The sequence below is a fragment of the Mesorhizobium sp. YR577 genome (assembly GCF_900116595.1).
In the GTDB taxonomy this organism is placed as follows: Bacteria; Pseudomonadota; Alphaproteobacteria; order Rhizobiales; family Rhizobiaceae; genus Mesorhizobium_M.
In genome coordinates this window covers 159,915-179,223 of the sequence record NZ_FPBI01000014.1, presented here as the reverse complement: position 1 = coordinate 179,223, position 19,309 = coordinate 159,915, and the positions used below count along the sequence as shown (strand labels likewise).

Annotated in this window: 21 protein-coding genes; 11 read left to right on the top strand and 10 right to left on the bottom strand. The window is 60.9% G+C overall.

The annotated features are described in order from the left end of the window. Nucleotides 1–28: 28 nt before the first annotated feature. Both BM413_RS20955 and BM413_RS20945 read right to left on the bottom strand, forming a co-directional pair. Nucleotides 29–316: a GIY-YIG nuclease family protein gene (locus BM413_RS20955; protein ID WP_091916554.1), complete on the bottom strand. Its 288-nt coding sequence runs from the start codon at nucleotides 314–316 to the stop codon at nucleotides 29–31. Between the two features lie 1,134 nt (nucleotides 317–1,450). Continuing rightward, nucleotides 1,451–2,392 carry a nucleoside hydrolase gene (locus tag BM413_RS20945; protein WP_091916551.1) on the bottom strand — a complete coding sequence of 314 codons (942 nt, stop codon included), beginning with the start codon at nucleotides 2,390–2,392 and terminating at the stop codon, nucleotides 1,451–1,453. A gap of 125 nt (nucleotides 2,393–2,517) precedes the next feature. Between BM413_RS20945 and BM413_RS20940 the strand changes: the two genes are divergently transcribed. After that, complete coding sequence (locus BM413_RS20940; RefSeq protein WP_091916549.1) at nucleotides 2,518–2,943, top strand: Hsp20 family protein; 426 nt, start codon at nucleotides 2,518–2,520, stop codon at nucleotides 2,941–2,943. A 71-nt stretch (nucleotides 2,944–3,014) separates the two neighbouring features. Further along, entirely contained in the window at nucleotides 3,015–3,272 is a 258-nt protein-coding gene (locus BM413_RS20935; RefSeq protein WP_091916547.1) for a BQ00720 family protein, read from the top strand. A gap of 74 nt (nucleotides 3,273–3,346) precedes the next feature. Here BM413_RS20935 and ptsN read toward each other — a convergent pair whose 3' ends face one another. From ptsN to lptC, 6 genes are all read right to left on the bottom strand, one after another. Then, entirely contained in the window at nucleotides 3,347–3,811 is a 465-nt protein-coding gene (gene ptsN / locus BM413_RS20930) for a PTS IIA-like nitrogen regulatory protein PtsN (RefSeq protein ID WP_091916545.1), read from the bottom strand. 71 nt (nucleotides 3,812–3,882) lie between these two features. Beyond that, the gene (gene raiA, locus BM413_RS20925; protein WP_091916543.1) at nucleotides 3,883–4,467 is read right to left on the bottom strand and encodes a ribosome hibernation-promoting factor, HPF/YfiA family; all 585 of its coding nucleotides are present in this window, start codon (nucleotides 4,465–4,467) and stop codon (nucleotides 3,883–3,885) included. A 244-nt stretch (nucleotides 4,468–4,711) separates the two neighbouring features. Beyond that, nucleotides 4,712–6,226, bottom strand: coding sequence for an RNA polymerase factor sigma-54 (gene rpoN / locus BM413_RS20920; RefSeq protein WP_091916541.1), 1,515 nt, complete (start codon nucleotides 6,224–6,226; stop codon nucleotides 4,712–4,714). 186 nt (nucleotides 6,227–6,412) lie between these two features. Next, a complete protein-coding gene (lptB, locus tag BM413_RS20915) occupies nucleotides 6,413–7,225 on the bottom strand; it encodes an LPS export ABC transporter ATP-binding protein (protein ID WP_091916539.1) in 813 nt (270 codons plus the stop codon). Beyond that, nucleotides 7,225–7,764, bottom strand: coding sequence for an LptA/OstA family protein (locus tag BM413_RS20910; protein ID WP_244537949.1), 540 nt, complete (start codon nucleotides 7,762–7,764; stop codon nucleotides 7,225–7,227). The genes lptB and BM413_RS20910 overlap by 1 nt, the downstream gene beginning before the upstream one ends. Nucleotides 7,765–7,804: 40 nt before the next feature. After that, nucleotides 7,805–8,407 (bottom strand): LPS export ABC transporter periplasmic protein LptC, encoded by a 603-nt coding sequence (gene lptC / locus BM413_RS20905; protein WP_348272916.1) that lies wholly within the window; start codon nucleotides 8,405–8,407, stop codon nucleotides 7,805–7,807. Nucleotides 8,408–8,917: 510 nt separating this feature from the next. Here lptC and sppA point away from each other — a divergent pair. From sppA to BM413_RS20860, 9 genes are all read left to right on the top strand, one after another. Then, complete coding sequence (gene sppA, locus BM413_RS20900; protein WP_091916535.1) at nucleotides 8,918–9,874, top strand: signal peptide peptidase SppA; 957 nt, start codon at nucleotides 8,918–8,920, stop codon at nucleotides 9,872–9,874. A gap of 75 nt (nucleotides 9,875–9,949) precedes the next feature. Continuing rightward, nucleotides 9,950–10,234 carry an integration host factor subunit beta gene (locus BM413_RS20895; RefSeq protein WP_091916534.1) on the top strand — a complete coding sequence of 95 codons (285 nt, stop codon included), beginning with the start codon at nucleotides 9,950–9,952 and terminating at the stop codon, nucleotides 10,232–10,234. Nucleotides 10,235–10,283: 49 nt separating this feature from the next. Then, nucleotides 10,284–10,604, top strand: a complete 321-nt coding sequence (locus BM413_RS20890) for a DUF1049 domain-containing protein (protein ID WP_091916533.1) — start codon at nucleotides 10,284–10,286, stop codon at nucleotides 10,602–10,604. Between the two features lie 45 nt (nucleotides 10,605–10,649). Continuing rightward, nucleotides 10,650–11,615 carry a bifunctional Delta(1)-pyrroline-2-carboxylate/Delta(1)-piperideine-2-carboxylate reductase gene (locus BM413_RS20885; RefSeq protein ID WP_091916532.1) on the top strand — a complete coding sequence of 322 codons (966 nt, stop codon included), beginning with the start codon at nucleotides 10,650–10,652 and terminating at the stop codon, nucleotides 11,613–11,615. A gap of 68 nt (nucleotides 11,616–11,683) precedes the next feature. Further along, nucleotides 11,684–12,757 (top strand): RsmD family RNA methyltransferase, encoded by a 1,074-nt coding sequence (locus BM413_RS20880; RefSeq protein WP_091916531.1) that lies wholly within the window; start codon nucleotides 11,684–11,686, stop codon nucleotides 12,755–12,757. Further along, nucleotides 12,754–13,608 (top strand): TrmH family RNA methyltransferase, encoded by an 855-nt coding sequence (locus BM413_RS20875; protein WP_091916530.1) that lies wholly within the window; start codon nucleotides 12,754–12,756, stop codon nucleotides 13,606–13,608. Before BM413_RS20880 ends, BM413_RS20875 begins: the two co-directional genes overlap by 4 nt. After that, a complete protein-coding gene (lspA, locus tag BM413_RS20870; RefSeq protein ID WP_091916529.1) occupies nucleotides 13,605–14,099 on the top strand; it encodes a signal peptidase II in 495 nt (164 codons plus the stop codon). Before BM413_RS20875 ends, lspA begins: the two co-directional genes overlap by 4 nt. A gap of 91 nt (nucleotides 14,100–14,190) precedes the next feature. Beyond that, nucleotides 14,191–16,479 (top strand): response regulator, encoded by a 2,289-nt coding sequence (locus tag BM413_RS20865; RefSeq protein ID WP_091916528.1) that lies wholly within the window; start codon nucleotides 14,191–14,193, stop codon nucleotides 16,477–16,479. Nucleotides 16,480–16,696: 217 nt separating this feature from the next. Next, a complete protein-coding gene (locus tag BM413_RS20860) occupies nucleotides 16,697–17,530 on the top strand; it encodes a l-ornithine N(alpha)-acyltransferase (protein ID WP_244537948.1) in 834 nt (277 codons plus the stop codon). 18 nt (nucleotides 17,531–17,548) lie between these two features. Here BM413_RS20860 and BM413_RS20855 read toward each other — a convergent pair whose 3' ends face one another. Together BM413_RS20855 and grpE are read right to left on the bottom strand one after the other, a co-directional pair. Then, on the bottom strand, nucleotides 17,549–18,181 hold the full coding sequence (locus BM413_RS20855) for a trimeric intracellular cation channel family protein (protein ID WP_091916526.1): 633 nt from the start codon (nucleotides 18,179–18,181) through the stop codon (nucleotides 17,549–17,551). Nucleotides 18,182–18,288: 107 nt separating this feature from the next. Beyond that, nucleotides 18,289–18,954: a nucleotide exchange factor GrpE gene (grpE, locus tag BM413_RS20850; protein ID WP_091916620.1), complete on the bottom strand. Its 666-nt coding sequence runs from the start codon at nucleotides 18,952–18,954 to the stop codon at nucleotides 18,289–18,291. Nucleotides 18,955–19,309: the final 355 nt, after the last annotated feature.

The following is a 19,309-nucleotide window of genomic DNA, read 5'->3' as shown; positions in this document are numbered from 1 at the left end:
TGCATTCCGCTTAACCTGCTGGCAAGCATCAGCCGTTCAGCACTTCATATAGATTGTCCCATTCCGGGTTCATCGCCTCGATCAGTTCGAGCTTCCATTTGCGCCGCCATTTCTTGATGCGTTTCTCGTCCACGATGGCGTCGCCTATGTCGACATAATCGCGATACCAGACCAGCCGCCTGACACCGTATTTCTTCGTGAAGCCGTCCGTCAGCCCTTCGCGATGCTCCCAGACGCGCCGCTCAAGATCCCCGGTCACACCGGTGTAAAGCGTTCCGTTCTTTCTCGACGCCAAAATGTAGACATAGCCGGTCATAGGTAAGGATGTGGCAGAACGAGCGTGCCAGGCAAGAAAATTCTATCAATGATTGCAGGAAATTAGCACACTTACCCGCCGCATCATCCTGGAAGCTGCCCCACCAACATTGACAACTAGCGAAGGCGGAACATGCCGTTCGTCGACCTTGGCGATTAGCGCTGACAACCGTGAAATCGTCATCCCGGGGAACCGGAGCGAAGCGCAGGTTATCCGGGATCCATTGGCCGCAGCATCGTCAAGCATGGCCCGGCCCTCGTCTTGGCGCGCTTCAATACTGCAGCGCGAACTCAGTACCCGGCCGTGCTCATCAATAGATCCCGGCTCGCAGTCGCTTCGCTCCCTTGGCCGGGATGACGAAAGGGGAGACGCTTCCAACATTAACCTTGACGATTAACGATGTCAGACCATTCCGTTCGTCATCCTCGGGGCCGGAGCCGAACGAAGTTCGGCGGAGGAACCCGGGGATCCATGCCGGAACCTCGGTGGAATGTGCCGCGGTGCAGAACTGCCAAAGCTGAAGCTTGCGAACTGTGGGAAAGATTTTCGCCTGGCTTTCCGCCAACCCATTGATTTCACTCACGCCACACATTTTTTCACCCTCAATTTATCCCCACCCTTCGCGCACCTTTCATACTCCCAACCAGTTCCTCCCATGGGAGCGCCGGTCGCGACGGTGATCTGTGGGGAGGAACCGGCGCTTCCGTCTTGCGGCAAACGTAGCAGCAAGGCCGGGGAGGTTCCGTCCAAGGGTTCCCCTGCGGGTAATACGGCCCGCGCGTGCTGGACGAGCACATAGGCCCTGCAAACCAAAAGGTTTGCAGGGAGCAGCGGAACGGACGGGAACAGAAATCGCCGGCGGGGCGCGGAAGTCGCGCCACGTACTAAACATTAGGAAGGCACGGCCATGCGCCCCGCTTCCCGGCTCTTTGACAATGGCCAGACGGTGAAAACCGGGCGTGGCGATGATGAAGTGCGCCCGCGTATTCTCCCCCTTGAGGGGGAGATGGCGCGAAGCGCCAGAGGGGGTCGTTCATGTAGTACTCGGCGCAAAAGGAGCGTCGGAGCACTGCCGCAGCGACCCCACCCGGCCCTACGGGCCACCCTCCCCTCGAGGGGAGGGAGACGTCGGCGCTACAGCCGCCCCAGCCGCTCAACCAGCAACGCGAAAAACCCATCATGGTCGATGTCGCGCACGACGGTGGCGTTCTTGTCGCGCTTGGTGACGCCCCACCAGTCGACGACCGTCATACCCATGGTGAGTTCGGAAGCCGTCTCGACCGAGACGTTGCAATGCCGGCCTTTGAACAATTCTGGCTTCAAGAGATAGGCGATGACGCAGGGGTCGTGCAGCGGGCCGCCGTCGGTGCCGTATTTCTCCTCGTCGAAGCGTTCGAAGAATTCCAGCATTTCGGCGGTGGCGATGCCGACCTTGGTGCCGAGATCGCGGAAGGCTGCGATGCGCTTGCCGGTCGTCAGCGCCTTGTGGGTGACGTCGAGCGGCATCATCACGATCGGCACGCCGGAGCGCAGCACCACGTCGGCCGCCTGCGGGTCGACATAGATGTTGAACTCGGCCGCCGGCGTGACATTGCCGCCCTCAAAGAAGCCGCCGCCCATCAGCACGATCTCCTTGATGCGCGGGGCGATCTTCGGCTCGCGAATCAGCGCCAGCGCAATGTTGGTCAGGGGCCCAAGCGGGCACAGCGTGACGGTGCCGCTGTCTTCCTTCATCAGCGTCTCAACGATGAAGTCGACGGCATACTGCGCCTGCAGCGGCATGGTCGGCTCCGGCAGCTCCGGGCCGTTGAGCCCGCTCTGGCCGTGAACCTCTTCCGCCGTGACCAGCGTGCGCGCCAGCGGGCGGATGGCGCCGGCGAAAACCTTGGTTTCAGGCTTGCCGGCGAGTTCGCAGATCTTGCGCGCGTTCTTCTCGGTCAGCTTCAGCGGAACATTGCCGGCAACGGCGGTGATGCCGAGGATATCCAGTTCAGGGCTTGCCAGCGCAAGCAGTATGGCGACGGCGTCGTCCTGGCCGGGATCGGTGTCGATGATGATCTTTCTTGTGGCGGACATTTCCGTCTTCCCTCATGTCAATGATTGCAGGCTTGAACTTGTTTGCGCGGCGGACCATATCAGGATCATCGGGAAAAATGCCATCCGGGTTTTTCCCTTTTAGGTCGCTCTTAGAGGACACGAAAATGAGTCGCATGACGCCCTTTTCGAGCCCGCTTCTGCTTGGGTTCGATGCCATGGAAAAAACGCTGGAACGCTTGGCCAAATCTGGCGACAGCTATCCCCCCTACAATATCGAGCGCGTTCGCGGGGAAGAAGGCAAGGGCGAGACTTTGCGCATAACGCTGGCGGTTGCCGGCTTCTGCGATGAAAATCTGGAAGTCACAACCGAGGAAAACCAGCTCGTCGTGCGCGGCAGGCAGAACGACGACACGGAACGCGAGTTCCTGCATCGCGGCATCGCCGCGCGGAAGTTCCAGCGGACCTTCGTGCTCGCCGATGGAATGCGGGTGACCGGGGCCGAACTGAAGAACGGTCTTCTGTCTATAGACCTCGACCGCCCGGAGGCCGAAAGACTGGTACGGAAAATAAACATTTCGGTGAAAGACTGATTGTCGCCCGCCGGAACAAACAGCTCTAGAGCGGGTTGGTCACTAGGACGCCCCGCATACAGGAGGCTAATATGACATCTCTTGATCCCAGACACGTTCTGACGCAGGCCGAACTCGCCCATCTGGGCGAAGGCACGGTGGCGTATCTGCGCGAAATCGACAGCGACGAGCTGAAGGGCAAGTTTCCGGGTCTTCCGGAAATCGCCTCGGGCACGACGCTTTGGGCGCTTTTCGCCGCCAACGGCCAGCCGATTCTGCTGTCTGACGAGCGCGACCGCGCCCTTGCCGGTGCGATGGAAAACGACCTGACCCCGGTCGCCATCCACTAACCGGCGTCTACGGAATTGCAAAGGGCGGCTGAAAAGCCGCCCCGAGCCAAATTTCACCGAACTGATTTCACGCTTCAGGCAGCGTGCGAGGCCTGCGTATCCGAAAGAAGTGCGTGAATGGCCGTCGCATCGCGGGTGCCACGAATCTTGGCAACCGTATCGCCATCGCGCAGGACACGCGCGATCCGCGACAGCGCCTTCAGGTGATCCGCACCTGCCCCTTCGGGAGCCAGCAGCAGAAACACCAGGTCGACGGGCTGGTCGTCCAGCGCCTCGAATTCCACCGGCGATTCCAGCCGCGCGAAAACGCCGGTAATGCGCTTCACGCCGGCGAGCTTGCCGTGCGGGATGGCGATGCCATTGCCCACACCGGTCGATCCCAGCCGCTCACGCTGCAGGATCGTGTCGAAGACTTCGCGCTCGGGAAGACCGGTAATGCTGGCGGCTCTTTCGGCTAGCAATTGCAGAAGCTGCTTTTTGGAATTCGCTTTCAAGGCCGGCATGATTGCCTGAACCTCGATCAGATCACTCAGATCCATTGCCAAATATCCTTTTCGCTGTCCGCACTGCCGGCAATCCCATAACCGGCAGCGCAGCCAGAAGACGTTGCCTATCCCTGCGCGACTTTTGTCGTCGAGGGGTCGATCCACCCGATATTTCCGTCCGGCCTCCGATAGACGATGTTGACCTGCTCGTTCCCGGCGTTGCGGAAAACAAAGACAGGGCTGTCCTTGGTGTCGAGCTCGATGACGGCGGATGCCACCGACATGGTCTTCAGCGCCACGGTCGATTCGGCGACGATCGCCGGCGCGTAGTCTTCCGGAAGCTCCTCCTCGTCGTCCCCCAGCGGCGCCATGACCGTATAGGCGACATCTGTGACGATGCCGTTGGTCGCGCCGGGATTGTGGGACTTCAGCCGGCGCTTGTAGCGCCGCAAGCGCTTCTCGAAACGCTCGGCCGCAGCGTCGAAGGCTGCCGTGGGCTCCTGCGCTTCTCCGGCTGCCTGAAGGGCAATGCCGGTGTCTAGGCGGATCATGCAGTCGGCCGAAAAGCGCGAGCCGGACTTCACCACCGTCACATGTCCGGAAAAGCCGCCATCGAAATATTTATCGATGGCTTCGCCAATCCGTCCTTCGATGCGCGTGCGAAACGCTTCACCGATATCCATGTGCTTTCCCGATATGCGTAAATTCATCTGAAAACTGACCTTCCCTGTTCAGACTTCAAATTTGTTCGAGTTTATACCCGTAGTCGACGCGCACAAGCTACAGGGCGGGTTTCACGCCGAATTTAAGTCCGAACTTTCCGGTTAATCACAAGCCGTCTCCCGACGGAGCATTTTGTCTGCGGGCAACAGCCCGTCCCATGCGGGCGGGCTTCTAGTCACTTCATCAACGCTTGTCAATGAAGGCAAAGTCAACGGCAAAAACGGCTGTGAATTAGCGGCCCGCGCTGGCCATGGCGCGCTTTTCGCGCCGCCGCTGCACCGACGAAGGAATATTCATACCTTCCCGATACTTGGCTACAGTTCGCCGAGCGATATCAACACCATCGCGCTGCAAGATATCCACAATGGCGTCGTCGGAAAGAACTTCCGCCGAGGCCTCCTCATCGATCAACTGCTTTATGCGGTCACGCACCGCCTCGGAGGAGTGGGCGTCGCCTCCGCCTGCCGAGGCAATGGCCGCGGTGAAGAAATAACGCAGTTCGAAGACCCCACGAGGGGTCAGCATATATTTGTTGGCGGTGACCCGGCTGACCGTCGATTCATGCATGCCGATCGCGTCTGCGACAGTGCGCAGGTTGAGCGGGCGCAATTGCCTGACGCCGTGAACCAGAAAAGCGTCCTGCTGGCGCACGATTTCGGACGCGACCTTCAGGATCGTCTTGGCGCGCTGGTCGAGACTGCGGGTCAGCCAGTTGGCGTTCTGCAGGCACTCGGTGAGGAAATCTTTCTCCGCCTGATTCTTTGTCAGCGTCGAAACCTGGGTAAAATAGATTTGATCGACCAGAACCCGCGGCAATGTCTCGGGATTGAGTTCGACCGTCCAGCTTCCGTCGCTCGCAGCGCGTACCTCGACATCCGGCACGATCGTATCGGTGTTTCCGCCGGAAAAGGCAGCGCCGGGCCGTGGATCGAGACGGCGGATTTCGGCCAGCATGTCGAGAAGATCCTCCTCGTCGACGGCGCAGAGCTTCTTCAACGTCTGGAAATCGCGGCGGGCCAGAAGATCGAGATTGTTGACGAGTGCCTTCATCGCCGGATCGAGCCGGTCGCGCCGGGCAAGCTGAAGCGCCAGGCATTCGGCGAGATCGCGGGCAAAAATGCCTGCCGGCTCAAAGGCTTGACACTTGCGGAGAACCTCGAGGACATCCGCCTCGCCGACACCCAGCCGCTCTTCAATTTCCTCGACATCGCCGCGCATATAGCCGATCTCATCTAGCGCGTCGGTAAGGTCGTAGGCGATCAGACGGTCAGCGGGATTGACGAAGGCAAAGGAAATCTGTTCGCCGACATGGTCGCGCAGCGTCAACGCCGCAGCCGCCATGTCCTCCATGTCGAACCCTTCGGACGCGCCAAGCGACCCGCTGCTGCCGGAAGCGGATTTCCATTGTGCGGCAAGATCCGGGCCAACCCGATCGCTTACACCAGGGTCGTCTGGGAAGACATTTTCGAGCGAGGTATCGAGCTTTTCCGACATGGCCTCGGCGCTCCATGCCGTATCCGCCTCGGCCCACTCCTCGCCGGCAGAATCATTCTTCTCCAGCCGGTCTCCCGCCGCGTCATCGCGCGGCTCGACGCGGTCGAGCAGAGGATTTCGCTCGATCTCCTCATCGACAAAATGATCGAGCTCGATATGGGTCATCTGCAGCAGTTTTATCGACTGCATCAGTTGCGGTGTCATCACCAGCGACTGCGACTGCCGAAGCTGCAATTTGGCTGCAAGGGCCATTGTTACTCACGCACTCCCGTATCCGTCGAATACGCCCACGACGAATTTCCCCGAACGCATAAAACTGGCCCGGCTTTTGCATGTCAAGGAAAAGGGGAAAGGAAGCCTATTTATTATGCAGCTTGCGGAGGCCGGAGCCGCCTGAAAAAGCAGCGTCTCGTGGGATCGCGCAAAAAGCACAGAAATTTAGAGCGTGAAGCCTTCGCCGAGATAAAGCCGCCGCACGTCCGGATCGGCGACGATGTCGGCCGCGGAGCCATGCTTCAGGATTTCACCGGCGTGGATGATGTAGGCCCGGTCGATCAGCCCAAGCGTCTCGCGCACATTGTGGTCGGTGATCAGGACGCCGATGCCGCGCTTGGTCAGGTGGCGCACGAGCTGCTGGATGTCGGAGACGGCGATCGGATCGACACCGGCGAACGGTTCGTCGAGCAGCATGTAGTTCGGGCGGCTGGCCAGAGCCCGGGCAATTTCGAGACGGCGACGCTCGCCGCCGGAGAGCGAAATGGCCGGGGCCTTGCGCAAGTGAGCGATATGGAACTCGTCCAAGAGCGCATCGAGATTTTTGTCGCGCTCCTTACGGCTCTTCTCGACCACTTCGAGCACCGCGCGGATATTGTTCTCGACGGTCAGGCCGCGAAAAATCGAGGCTTCCTGCGGAAGATAGCCGACGCCAAGCCGTGCACGACGATACATCGGCATGGAGGAGACGTCGAAGCCATCGATCTCGATGGTGCCCTTGTCCACCGGCACTAGGCCGGTGACCATGTAAAAGCATGTCGTCTTGCCCGCACCATTCGGACCCAAGAGCCCGACAGCCTCGCCGGCACGAACGCCGAGCGACACGCTGTTGACCACGGTTCGTCCCTTGTAGGCCTTGGTCAGGCCCTGCGCGATCAAGGTGCCCTTGAAGCTCGCGGCATCCTTGCGCAAGGCAGGAGCAGCCGGCGCCGACCGACGCCCCGACAGGCGCGACAAGAGCGATGCAGATTGCGGCATTACTGTTTCTTGGTTCCGGTGGTGGCTCCAGGGGTCGATCCAGGAGTGATCGACATCATGACGCGACCGCTGCCCGAATTACCCTTCTTGCAGCCATCGACATTGGCTTCGCCTGTCTTCATCTGCACCGTAAGCTTGCAGCCGACGAGCACATTGGGGCCGTCGGACATGACCACCTCGTCGCCCGACAAGACAAGAATCTCGGTCTTCATGTCGAACGTACCGCGATCGCCGGTGGCGACCTGCGTGTTGGATTTGACGTAAACCTTGTCCTCGACCTCGAGCCGGTCGATGTTCGAAGAACCGGTTGCGGCAGAACCGCCATCCTTGGCGTAGAAAACCGTCATCTTGCCTGATTTCAGGAGCGTAGGCCCCTGCACGACGGTGACGTTGCCGCTGAAAATCGCCTTGTTTTCGGATTCGCGAACTTCCAGCTTGTCGCTTTCGATCTGAATCGGGTCTTTGCCCGACAGATTCAGGCCGGACAGGCGGCTCTGCGCGCTGTCTTGCGCGAAAACCTGACCCGGAGCCAACGTCATCACCGCAAGGCCCAACACCGCCCCCAGCGGCAGCCTCATTTTATTGCCCCACATTCTGGTCTCCGCTCGCGTTCTCTGCCGTCTTCAACCGGCTGGAATCGATGTTCATGCGCACCCGCTTCTCGAATATCAAAACCTTGCCATTTTCAAGGATCGTCATCGAGTCCGAGTTGATCTTGGCGCCTTTGAGCTGAATATCGACGGGATCGTCCGTCTTCATTCCACCCTTGCCAATATCCAGATACGCCGATTTGAGCTTCGCCACCATACCGTCAGAGGTGGTAATCGTCATGGCGTCGGTGATCTCAAGCGTGTTCTTGTCGCGGTCATATGTGCCGTGCGGGGCAACCACGGTTGCCCAGTTTTCGGCATCGACCGGCAATTTCGCGTCAATGCCCTCGAGCTTGACGATGCCTTCATTCTGGAATTCCTGAATGGCACGCGCCGCGGTCATCTTGTAAGGCCGGTTGTCCTTGGTGAAGCCGTCGAGCTTTGGATTGGCCATCACCAGCTTACCATCGGAGTAGGCCGAACCGTCGGCACTGACCGCAACTTTCGCCGGTGTCGCCATGTAGGAATAGCCGACAAACCCCGCAGCCATCAGGACAGCGAGAAGCGGCAAAGCGGTCTTGAGAAAGCGCACCCTGTAGGAATGCCGTTGGGCACTCTCAAACGCTCCGCGCCGGGGCTGGGATGGCCCAGATGCCTTAAGCGTGGACGCCGGATGGCTGTCGGTTTCTGTCGGTCGCGCCAACATATTGCCTTCTTGTTTTTCCGGTTCGAAGCCGGGCCTTGCCGTATCGCGAATATCCTGCGCGAAGCAGGAAGCATCAAACGATTGAAAACCACGGAATTGTGGCACTAAACTTAAAATCTTCTCCGCATCAACCGGAAGGAAGGGTATCCGGAAATGTGCAAATCTTCGTGAAACTATAGCAAATCCGGGCCTGGAAGCCCATTGAAACGCATAGCCACCACCCGCCGAAAGGCAGCGCCTCTCAGACCTACACAGCAATATGGTTACTTTAACGTGAAATGCCAGCCCATTCGGCTAACCAAAGCAAGACAAGCCGATCCGCCGCAGCGATGAAACCGGTAGCCCTTGCAGGCCGGTTGGATTAAAACGACGCTTTCCCGCTAACACGAGGCTAGCATGGCAACGAGAGCCGACGATCTGATCGACCGCCGTCATTTGCGGCGCAAGCTGACCTTCTGGCGCGTTGCGGCGATTGCCATTGCCGCGATCTGCATCGCGGCAGCGTCGATGTGGTTCTACGACGACGAGTTCGGCGGCACTGCAGCCAACCACATAGCCAAGGTGAAGATCGAGGGAACGATCACCGAGGACGAGGAGCTGCTCGAACGCCTCGAAAAGATCCGCAAGGCAAAATCGGTGAAGGGCGTCATCCTGTCGATCGATTCGCCGGGCGGCACCACGGCCGGCGGCGAAGCGATCTTCGACGCCGTCCGCGCGCTTGCCAAGGAAAAGCCGGTCGTCGCGCAGGTCGGCACGCTTGCCGCATCCGCGGGTTACATGATCGCTTCGGCTACCGATCACATTGTCGCGCGCAAATCGTCGATCGTCGGCTCGATCGGCGTCCTGATCCAATATCCGGATGTCAGCGGCCTGATGGACAAGCTCGGAATCAAGCTGGAAGAAGTCAAATCCTCGCCGCTGAAGGCGGCACCGTCGCCGTTCAGGCCGACCACGGAAGAAGAGCGCACGATGGTTCGCTCGATGATCCTCGACAGCTACGACTGGTTCGTCGGCCTGGTGGAAGAGCGTCGTTCGATGACGCGCGAGCAGGTTATTGCGCTTGCGGATGGCTCGATCTTCACGGGCAGACAGGCGCTGCAGAACAAGCTGATCGATGAGGTCGGCGGCGAGAACGAAGCAATCGACTGGCTCGGTACCAAGGGGGTCGACGTCGATCTCAAGGTCGTTGAATGGAAGCCGAAGGGCAGCGGCTCAAGCCTGTTCTTCAGCAGTTCCATGATGCAGGCGGCCAGCCGCGCCCTCGGCCTGCCTGACGGCGGCGAAGAATTCCTGCGCAAGATTGGTGCGGATCGCTTGTTCCTTGACGGTCTCGTGTCGGTCTGGCAACCTTGAGACTCCGGCGGGCCGGCTTAAAAACGAATAAAATCATCCGCATACCATTACAAACCATTGGCGGGGACCGCGCTCATGATCAAATCCGAACTCGTGCAGATTATTGCCACACGCAATCCGCATCTCTTCCTGCGGGACGTGGAAAACATCGTCAGCGCCATCTTTGACGAAATCACCGATGCCCTGGCGGATGGAAACCGGGTGGAACTGCGCGGTTTCGGCGCATTTTCGGTAAAAAACCGCCCTGCTCGCACCGGCCGCAACCCGCGCACCGGCGATTCGGTCGAGGTCGAGGAGAAGTGGGTTCCCTTCTTCAAGACTGGCAAGGAACTGCGCGAGCGGCTAAACGCTGGCAAGTAAGGCAAAGGCCGTTTCAATCGAAAAAGGCCGGCCTGCTTCGGGAATAGATATGCTCAATCGCTTCATGCTCATCGTGGTGTTCGTGCCGATCGCCATCATCCTGATCGCACTGGCGGTGGCCAATCGCGCGCCCACCGCCTTCACGCTGGACCCGTTCAATCCGGGCAATCCGGCGCTGACGCTGCAGCTGCCGCTGTTTTTCCTGCTCTTTGCGGCAATTGCCGTTGGCATGATCGTCGGCAGTCTCGCCACCTGGCTCAAGCAGGGGCGCTACCGCAAGCTGGCGCGCGTGCGCGGTCAGGAATTGCAGACGATGGCCGATCCGCGACCCATATCCGGTCAAACCAACCTGCCGGCAACAAAACACTAGACGCGGCAGAGCCCGCGTCGCAGACCCACCACGCAAGGACCAGCAATGCAGATGATTTCGGCGGGCGATGTCGACCGCGCCCTCACCTTTTCCGGACTTGTGGAAACACTGCGCAAGGTCTTTCATGACGGCGCGATCCAGCCGGTGCGTCATCACCACACGGTGGAGCGCCCGACAGGTGCGGCCTCCACACTGCTTCTGATGCCGGCCTGGAGCGACTTCAATGCCGGGGGCGTTTCCGACGGCGGCCATATCGGCGTGAAGATCGTCACCGTTTCGCCTGACAACAACGCAATCGCCAAGCCGGCGGTGATGGGGCTTTACCTGCTTCTCGACGGCACGACCGGCGAACCGCAGGCGCTGATCGACGGGCAGCGCCTGACGCAATGGCGCACGGCCTGCGCTTCCGCGCTGGCCGCCAGCTATCTCGCCCGCCAGGATGCGTCGAAGCTACTGATCGTCGGCGCCGGCGCGCTGGCGCCATTCCTGGCCAAGGCGCATGCGGCGGTTCGGCCGATCAAGCAGGTCAGGATCTGGAATCGCACGCCCGCCAATGCCGAAAAGGTTGCAGCAGATTTGCGCGCTGAAGGCATTGATGCTGCGGCGAGTGCCGACCTGGATGCCGATCTGGGTTGGGCCGACATCGTTTCCTCGGCGACGATCTCGACGACTCCCTTGATCAAGGGCGCGTTGCTGAAGCCCGGCACGCATGTCGATCTGGTCGGCGGATTTACGCCAACCATGCGCGAGAGCGACGACGACGCCATTCGCCGTGCCCGCGTCTATGTCGATACCCGTGCCGGCGCGACCAAGGAGGCCGGCGATATCGTCCAACCACTGGCATCGGGCGTCCTGAAGGCAGAAGACATCGTGGCCGACCTGCACGAACTTGCCCGAGACCAGAAGCGCGGTCGCGAAACCGCCGATGAAATCACGCTGTTCAAGTCGGTGGGGGCCGCGCTGGAAGACCTGGCGGCGGGAATCGCGGTTTATGAGCGCAGCAAGGGCTGAGCGGACGCCATTTCTTGCGATGCGCCGGATGCTGTGGCAGAAGCGCGGCTGCCGCATCTGGAGTGTGCATGAAACCTTCGCGTGACAAACGCCGCGACAAACGCCCGCAGGCCGATCGCTCTTCGCCGCAGGCCGGCCGGAGCGAGCGCCCGGTCGCGCCACGGCGCGGCCCTGACGCTCCCGACGCCAAGCCTGCTCCCGAGCCGAAGGCAGCACCCCGCGTGCTGAAGCGCCGCGAAGGCGCACTGCCGGCCGAACGGCTGCCGGTTATTCTGGAAGTGTCTCCCAACGCCGACTACGCGCTGCTCGACAGCGGCGAAGGCGAAAAGCTGGAGCAATACGGCCCTTATCGCATCGTCCGCCCCGAAGGCCAGGCGATCTGGCAGAAGGCGCTTCCAGCGAAGGAATGGGCCAACGTTGACGCCGTCTTCACCGGCGATACAGACGAAGAAGGCATGGGCCGCTGGCGCTTTCCCAAGACGCCGCTCGGTGAAACCTGGCCGATGAGCCATGACGGCATTTCCTATCTCGGCCGCTTCACCTCGTTTCGCCATGTCGGCGTCTTTCCAGAACAGGCCTCACACTGGGACCATATGGCAAGCCTGATCCGCAACGCCGGACGCCCGGTCAAGGTGCTCAATCTGTTCGGCTATACCGGCCTCGCTTCGCTGGTTGCAGCGCGCGCCGGCGCGGAAGTCACCCATGTCGACGCCTCGAAAAAGGCGATCGGCTGGGCACGCGAAAACCAGCTCATGGCCGGTCTGGGCGAAAAGCCGATCCGCTGGATCTGCGAAGACGCGATGAAATTCGCCGAGCGCGAAGAACGCCGAGGCAATGGCTACGACATCATCCTGTTCGACCCGCCGGCTTATGGGCGTGGGCCCAAGGGCGAAGTCTGGCAGTTGTTCGAGGATTTGCCGGCCTTGACCGATATCTGTCGGTCCATCCTGACGCCGAAACCGCTGGCCGTGGTGCTGACGGCCTATTCCATCCGCGCCTCGTTCTTCGCAATCCACGCACTGATGCGCGACACCTTCGCCGGCATGGGCGGCACCATCGAATCCGGCGAATTGATCATTCGCGAAAAGGCAGCAGGCCGGGCATTGTCGACATCACTGTTTTCGCGCTGGGTGGCTTCATGAGCGAGCATCGCACCGGCGCGCCGGGTCAGGTCAAGGAAGTCACCAGCCTGGCCAACCCCTTGGTGAAGGACATCAAGGCGCTGGCGCTGAAGAAATTCCGCGACCAGCAGAATGCCTTCATGGCCGAGGGCCTGAAGCTCGTCATCGACGCGCTCGATCTCGGCTGGTCGATCAAGACGCTGGTGTTCGCCAAGGCCGGGCTCGGCAACCCGACGATCGAGAAGGTCGCGGCGCGCACGGTAGCTGCCGGCGGGACCGTTCTGGAAGTCTCCGAAAAAGTGCTTTCGGCAATCACCCGGCGCGACAATCCGCAGATGGTCGTTGGCGTATTTTCACAGCGCTACCTGCCACTCAAGGACGTTCGCCCCAGGGATGGCGACGTCTGGGTGGCGCTGGATCGCGTGCGCGATCCCGGCAATCTCGGCACGGTGATCCGCACGGTGGACGCCGTCGGCGCCAAGGGCATCATCCTGGTCGGAGAGACGACCGACCCCTTCTCCGTCGAAACAGTCCGCGCCACCATGGGCTCGGTCTTCGCCGTCCCTGTGGCGCGCGCCACGACCGAGGCATTTCTGGCCTGGCGCAAAGGGTTTCCCGGCCTTGTCGCCGGCACGCATCTCAAAGGCGCGGTGGACTATCGTTCGGTCGATTTTTCCGGCCGTCCCGTTCTCTTGCTGATGGGCAACGAACAGCAGGGCCTTCCCGACAATCTGGCGGAAAGCTGCGACCGACTGCTGCGCATACCGCAGGCCGGCCGCGCGGATTCGCTCAATCTGGCTGTGGCCACCGGGGTCATGCTTTTTGAAATCAGGCGCGGCGCGCTGACACTCGGCGCGGAGGGCAATGCGTGACCTGGAAATCCTTGGCACCCTACGGCTTGCTCACCGCCGTCGCCGTGGCGTTTGACCAGTGGATCAAGTTTCTGGTCGAAACCGAGCTTTTCATGCACGACCAGATCAACATTCTTCCTTTCCTGGCGCTCTACCGCACCTACAACACCGGCGTTGCCTTCTCGATGTTTTCGTCGATCGGGGACAAGGGGCTGATCCTGCTTTCGCTGGCGGTGGTCGCCTTCGTACTCTATCTGGCATTTCGGACCGGACCGGGCCAGGTTCTGGCAAGAATCGGCTTTGCGCTGATTATCGGCGGGGCAATCGGAAACCTCATCGACCGCACCGTTTATGGTCATGTCATCGACTACATATTGTTCCACACGCCGGTCTGGTCGTTCGCGATCTTCAACCTTGCCGATGCCTTCATCACCGTGGGTGCAGGGCTGGTTCTGATCGACGAGTTTTTCAGTTGGCGGCGTATGAAATCGGCGCCACCGTCGAGTGACTGATTTCGCGCAATACGCGTATTTTCGCGGCGACCGCTAAAATTAGAACGATCCGCCCAAAGCTTCCCTAAGGCTTCCCGTCTACGGTCGAAGCATGAGCGTGGATTCCGTCGAAACCGAATTGCGAAGCATCGAGCGCGGCGCGGAAACCGAACCGTCGCAGGCGTTGCGGCGGCGGCAGATCGTATCGCCGCCGATCGCCCCGGAACTACCGCGGCGCGCTTCCCGTTTGCTGATCTATACGACGCTCGCCGTCGTGCTCGTATTCGCGGCACTCGCCAAGCTGGAGGGCGCGTCGGATTTCATCAGCGCCGGACTTCTCGTCACCGGTGCCGTTGGCCTCGCCATCCTCACCAGGGCTTTTCGCAACGAACGCAGGGCGGTCTCGCTGATCCGGGAAAGCACGGCGCGCAGCCGCGCCGAAATCGAGACCCTCGCCGACCGGATGTGGGAGCTTCAGGAAAGCGAGGAGCGCTTTCATGGGCTTATCGACGCTCTCGGTGATCTCGTCGTCCACCGCGATCGCGAGGGCCACATCGTCTACGCCAACAAGGTTTTCGCCGAACTGATCGGATCGGATCTGCGTAAAATCTCCGGCTGCACGCTTTCGGAGCTCGGCATCGAGGTCGGCATCGTGCCGGATGCGGCCTTCTCCGACGGTGAATGCCTGAGTTCGACCGATGTCGCCATTCGCGCGCCGGGCGGACCGCGCTGGTTTTCGTGGATCGAGCTTTCGGTCCGCGACAAGGAAACCGGCACCGTATCCCACCGGGCTATCGCACGCGATATCACCGCCCGCAAACGCGCCGAGACGGCACTCATCAACGCACGCGAGCGCGCTGAATATGCCAGCCAGGCCAAGTCCCGGTTTCTGGCGACCGTCAGCCACGAAATCCGAACGCCGATGAACGGCATCATGGGCATGGCCAAGCTGCTTGCCGATACGGGGCTTACGCCGGAACAGCGAACCTATGTCGGCGCTGTCTCCACGTCGGCCAGCGCGCTGCTGGCGCTGATCGAGGACCTGCTCGATTACTCGAAGATCGAGGCCGGGCGGTTTGACCCGGAACCGCAGCCGACATCTCCGCGCGAGATTGCCGACAATGTCGTCGAACTGCTGGCTTCCCGCGCATTCGCAAAGAACATCGGGCTGGGGTGTCATGTCGCACCGGAAGTGCCGCAGATGATCACCGCCGATCCAGGCCGGGTTCGTCAGGTGCTGCTCAATCTCATCGGCAATGCGATCAAATTCACCGATGCGGGCGGCGTCCTCGTCGTCGTCACGCGGGTGACCGACGAGAATTCCGACATGATCCGCTTCTCGATTGCAGACAGCGGCCAGGGCCTTCGCAAAGGCGACCTCGAGCGCATTTTCGACGAGTTCGAGCAGGCCGACGGCACTTCCACGCGAACCCATGGCGGTGCAGGACTGGGGCTGGCGATCTCCAAGCGCATCGTGCAGTCGATGGGCGGGACGATTTCGGTCGAAAGCAGCTACGGCAAGGGATCGGAGTTTTCCTTCGCCATTCCGGCTGCCGACGCAATCGACGGCGGTAATATTCGCGGCATGGTTCTCACCGGACGCCGGGCCGTCATCCTGTCGTCAAATCGGGCGGAGGCCGAGGCCATCGCCCGCTCGATCAGGGCGCATGGCGGCATGGTCGAGATCGCGGAGACACAATCGCAGGCGATCGCGCTGGCCAAGGGCTGCGACACGCTGCTGATCGATGCCGCACTCGAGAGGAACGACGGGCGCTTGCTCAGGCGGTTGCGTCAGGCCGGTTTTGATACCTGCCAGGCCGTCACGCTGATTGCACCGACCGATCGCGGCATGCTCGGCGATTTCAGAAGCAGCGGCTATTCGACATTCCTCGCGCGCCCCGTTCGCGGTGAAACGTTGCTGCGCGTTCTGCTGACTGCCGGCTCGGGCGCACTTCAGACAGTGGAGGCCCCGAAACGCCGGGCGCCGTCCAAACCGGGAAACAAGCGTCAGATAGGACTGTCCATCCTGATCGCCGAGGACAATGATATCAACGCCATGCTGGCGCGCGCCGCCTTGCTGAAGGCCGGCCATCGCGTCGATGTGGTGGGAAATGGCAAGGCCGCCGTCGAAGCAGTGACCGGCAGCACACGAAAACGACGCTACGACGCGGTATTGATGGACCTTCATATGCCCGTCATGGACGGGCTCGACGCGATCGCCGCTATCCGCCGCCATGAAGAGGAAACCGGAACGACGCCGGTGCCGATCATGGTGCTTTCGGCGGATAGCCAGGAAAAAACCCGTCATGCGGTTCTGGCCCATGGCGCCAGCGGCTTCGTCACAAAGCCTCTCGATCCGGCGGCATTGGTACAGGCGGTGAGCGAACACGCCGCAGTCTGACCGCGTCGGGATTTGGCCACACCAACACAATCACTTAGCCGGCTTTGCTGTTTCTGAACGCACGGCAATGATTGCCCTGGAGAATGGTTCAAGCTACAGTCACAATCCTGTTGCACTCCCCCTTTATCCCGCACATGTGGGATGGCTCGAAGGAGAATCACCCGTGCAGACAGCGTTGCCGGAGCGGGATACATTTCTGAACGCCAATGGCGCCGCGATCATCGCGCGGCTGGCCGATGACGTTTTTCGAAGCGAAGCCTTGGGCCGAATAGGCAATCTCGAAGTTCGCCTTGCGCGCGATCCGGCGGAAATAGCCGCTGCGCAGGAAGTGCGTTATCGCGTTTTCTACGACGAACTCGGCGCCAAGCAGAGCCTTGCGCATTCGCTGGACAGGCGTGATGCCGACCGTTTCGACGCGATTTGCGATCACCTCCTGGTGCTCGACATGTCGCTTGCTGGCCCCGCCCATAGCCGTATCGTCGGAACCTACCGGCTGTTGAGACAGGAAAGTGCCGTTGCTGCCGGCGGCTTCTATTCGGAAGACGAATTCGAACTGAAAAAGCTCATTGCCCGCCATCCCGGCCAGCGTTTTCTTGAACTCGGGCGCTCCTGCGTGCTGCCCGAATATCGCTCCAAGCGCACCATAGAGGTGCTCTGGCAAGGCATCTGGGCCTACATCAATCACTATGACGTCGGCGTGATGGCCGGTTGCGCTTCGTTCCACGGCACGGTGCCTGCGGCCCACAGCGAAGCACTATCCTATCTGGCTCACAATTGCAGGACCAGCAGCGCCTGGGATGTGCGAGCCATTCCCAGCCGCTATTGCGACATGGACCTGATGCCTGCCGAGGCGATCAACATCAAATCGGCAATCGCTGCCATGCCGCCGCTGATCAAGGGCTATCTGCGGATCGGAGCCCGGATCGGCGATGGTTGCGTGATCGATGAGGATTTCGGCACCGTCGACGTTTTCATCGTCATGCCGGTGAAGGAAATCAGCGCCCGCTACGTCAATTATTACGGCGGCGAGGGCCAGCGCTTCGCTGCCTGATCACCCGTGACGGCTTGATCAGGGAATGTCTTCCGGGCGGCGTCCGGGACGGCTTTTGTAGGCAGGGAAGGCCCAGCCAAATTTGAGTGCCCCTGCCCGCACGATGAAGGCGGTCGCAAACGCTGCCAGCGCAGAGACGGGCAGTGGCGCACCCACCACATCGGCAAGCGTGAACACAGCCGCTCCCGCCATCGCCGCCGTCACGTAGATTTCCGGGCGCAAAAGTACTGATGGTTCACCGGCAAGAAGATCGCGCAGGATGCCACCGAGCGTTGCCGTGAGCATGCCGGTGACGACTGCGACAGTCGGAGAGCCGGTAATTGCCATCCCCTTGGCGGCTCCCATCGCCGAATAGGCGGACAGGCCGAGCGCATCCAACCAGAGCAGGAGCTTGTAGCGGGATTCGACCAAGTGCGCGGTGAAGAAGATGAGAACCGCTATGACGGCGCAGATCAGCACATAATCGGGATTGCGGACCCAGAAGACGGGCGCGCCGAGTATCAGGTCGCGGAACGTGCCACCGCCTATGCCGGTGACACTCGCCAGGAAGAGAAAACCGATGATATCGAGCTGCTTGCGGGATGCTGCGAGCGCGCCGGTGGCCGCGAAGACAGCCACGCCGGCATAGTCGAGAAGCAGAATCGGGTTCATCGCCACCGCCGCCAATATTTTGCCGGAGCATGGTCGATCCCGAAACGCCATGCAACGTCCGCGCCGACTTAATGTTCTAAGGCGGCGCGCCCCGTCGAAGGCTAGGATCAGGCGTCCTTTTCGGCCTGCTCGTTGATGGGACCGGGCTCAGCCTGCCCGTCCGCCGAACCGGTTGCGGTCGAAGCTTCGGCCGGCGCCGCCTGCTTGGGACCACCCTTGGCAACACCGACCATGGCGGGGCGCAGTACGCGCTCGCCGATCGAATAGCCCGGCTGCACGACCTGAACCACAGTGTTGGCCGGCACGTCGGGGTTCGGCACCTCGAACATCGCCTGATGGAAATGCGGGTCGAACTTGGCGCCCTGCGGCTCCAGTTTCTTCACGCCGTGGCGTTCGAGAGCCGACAGCATGGCGCGCTCGGTCATCTCGACGCCTTCGATCAAGGCCATGAAGCCCGCGTCTCCAGCAGCTTTTGCCTCTGCCGGAATGGCTTCCAGCGCGCGATTGAGGTTGTCCGAAACCGACAGCATGTCGCGCGCGAAGTTGGCCACGGAATAGGCTCGCGCATCCTGCACGTCGCGCGCGGTGCGCCGGCGCAGGTTCTCCATGTCAGCTGCAATCCGCAGAGCCCGCTCCTTGAGCTCTTCATTTTCCTTCATCAGCCGGACAAGCGCTTCATAGTCGCCCTCATTGGCAGCGTCGCGCGCTTCGGCAGCAGCCTCGAGGGCCTCGTTCTCTTCGGGCGCGCGTTCTTGTTTTTCCTGCTCGTTCATCGCCATGTCCCGTCATTCTCATAGGTTCGGAAGTTGGGCCCGATATCGAGGTTTGACGGGCAAAAATCAAGGGGTAAGGCGGTTGGACGACACCCTGGAAGCGGTTTCGCCGGATATTCCAAGTCAGTCGTCAATTGATTCCATTTTAATTAAACCTTTACCCTAAAGACCAACGGCGGTTGCATAAGACCATCGATGGAGGAACCATTCCAACGCACAGGGAGTTCTTCACCCAACAAAAGGTATTGGGACGATGCCCCGCAGTGACAATGAAAAATACAGCGCCTTAGCTTTGGAGATCAGACGCCAGCTTGGAACCGAACCGGTGAAAAGGTTCGTGCGGTCCCTGCCGGCG

Excerpts from the sequence above, each read along its gene's own strand:
- BM413_RS20875 (WP_091916530.1), top strand. The coding sequence starts at position 12,754 with ATGAGCGAGCATCGCACCGGCGCGCCGGGTCAGGTCAAGGAAGTCACC.
- sppA (WP_091916535.1), top strand. The coding sequence starts at position 8,918 with ATGGCAACGAGAGCCGACGATCTGATCGACCGCCGTCATTTGCGGCGC.
- BM413_RS20855 (WP_091916526.1), bottom strand. The coding sequence starts at position 18,181 with ATGAACCCGATTCTGCTTCTCGACTATGCCGGCGTGGCTGTCTTCGCG.
- BM413_RS20895 (WP_091916534.1), top strand. The coding sequence starts at position 9,950 with ATGATCAAATCCGAACTCGTGCAGATTATTGCCACACGCAATCCGCAT.
- BM413_RS20910 (WP_244537949.1), bottom strand. The coding sequence starts at position 7,764 with ATGACGTTGGCTCCGGGTCAGGTTTTCGCGCAAGACAGCGCGCAGAGC.
- ptsN (WP_091916545.1), bottom strand. The coding sequence starts at position 3,811 with ATGGATCTGAGTGATCTGATCGAGGTTCAGGCAATCATGCCGGCCTTG.
- raiA (WP_091916543.1), bottom strand. The coding sequence starts at position 4,467 with ATGAATTTACGCATATCGGGAAAGCACATGGATATCGGTGAAGCGTTT.
- BM413_RS20940 (WP_091916549.1), top strand. The coding sequence starts at position 2,518 with ATGAGTCGCATGACGCCCTTTTCGAGCCCGCTTCTGCTTGGGTTCGAT.
- grpE (WP_091916620.1), bottom strand. The coding sequence starts at position 18,954 with ATGAACGAGCAGGAAAAACAAGAACGCGCGCCCGAAGAGAACGAGGCC.
- BM413_RS20865 (WP_091916528.1), top strand. The coding sequence starts at position 14,191 with ATGAGCGTGGATTCCGTCGAAACCGAATTGCGAAGCATCGAGCGCGGC.
- rpoN (WP_091916541.1), bottom strand. The coding sequence starts at position 6,226 with ATGGCCCTTGCAGCCAAATTGCAGCTTCGGCAGTCGCAGTCGCTGGTG.
- BM413_RS20935 (WP_091916547.1), top strand. The coding sequence starts at position 3,015 with ATGACATCTCTTGATCCCAGACACGTTCTGACGCAGGCCGAACTCGCC.
- lptB (WP_091916539.1), bottom strand. The coding sequence starts at position 7,225 with ATGCCGCAATCTGCATCGCTCTTGTCGCGCCTGTCGGGGCGTCGGTCG.
- BM413_RS20955 (WP_091916554.1), bottom strand. The coding sequence starts at position 316 with ATGACCGGCTATGTCTACATTTTGGCGTCGAGAAAGAACGGAACGCTT.
- BM413_RS20885 (WP_091916532.1), top strand. The coding sequence starts at position 10,650 with ATGCAGATGATTTCGGCGGGCGATGTCGACCGCGCCCTCACCTTTTCC.
- BM413_RS20890 (WP_091916533.1), top strand. The coding sequence starts at position 10,284 with ATGCTCAATCGCTTCATGCTCATCGTGGTGTTCGTGCCGATCGCCATC.
- BM413_RS20880 (WP_091916531.1), top strand. The coding sequence starts at position 11,684 with ATGAAACCTTCGCGTGACAAACGCCGCGACAAACGCCCGCAGGCCGAT.
- BM413_RS20945 (WP_091916551.1), bottom strand. The coding sequence starts at position 2,392 with ATGTCCGCCACAAGAAAGATCATCATCGACACCGATCCCGGCCAGGAC.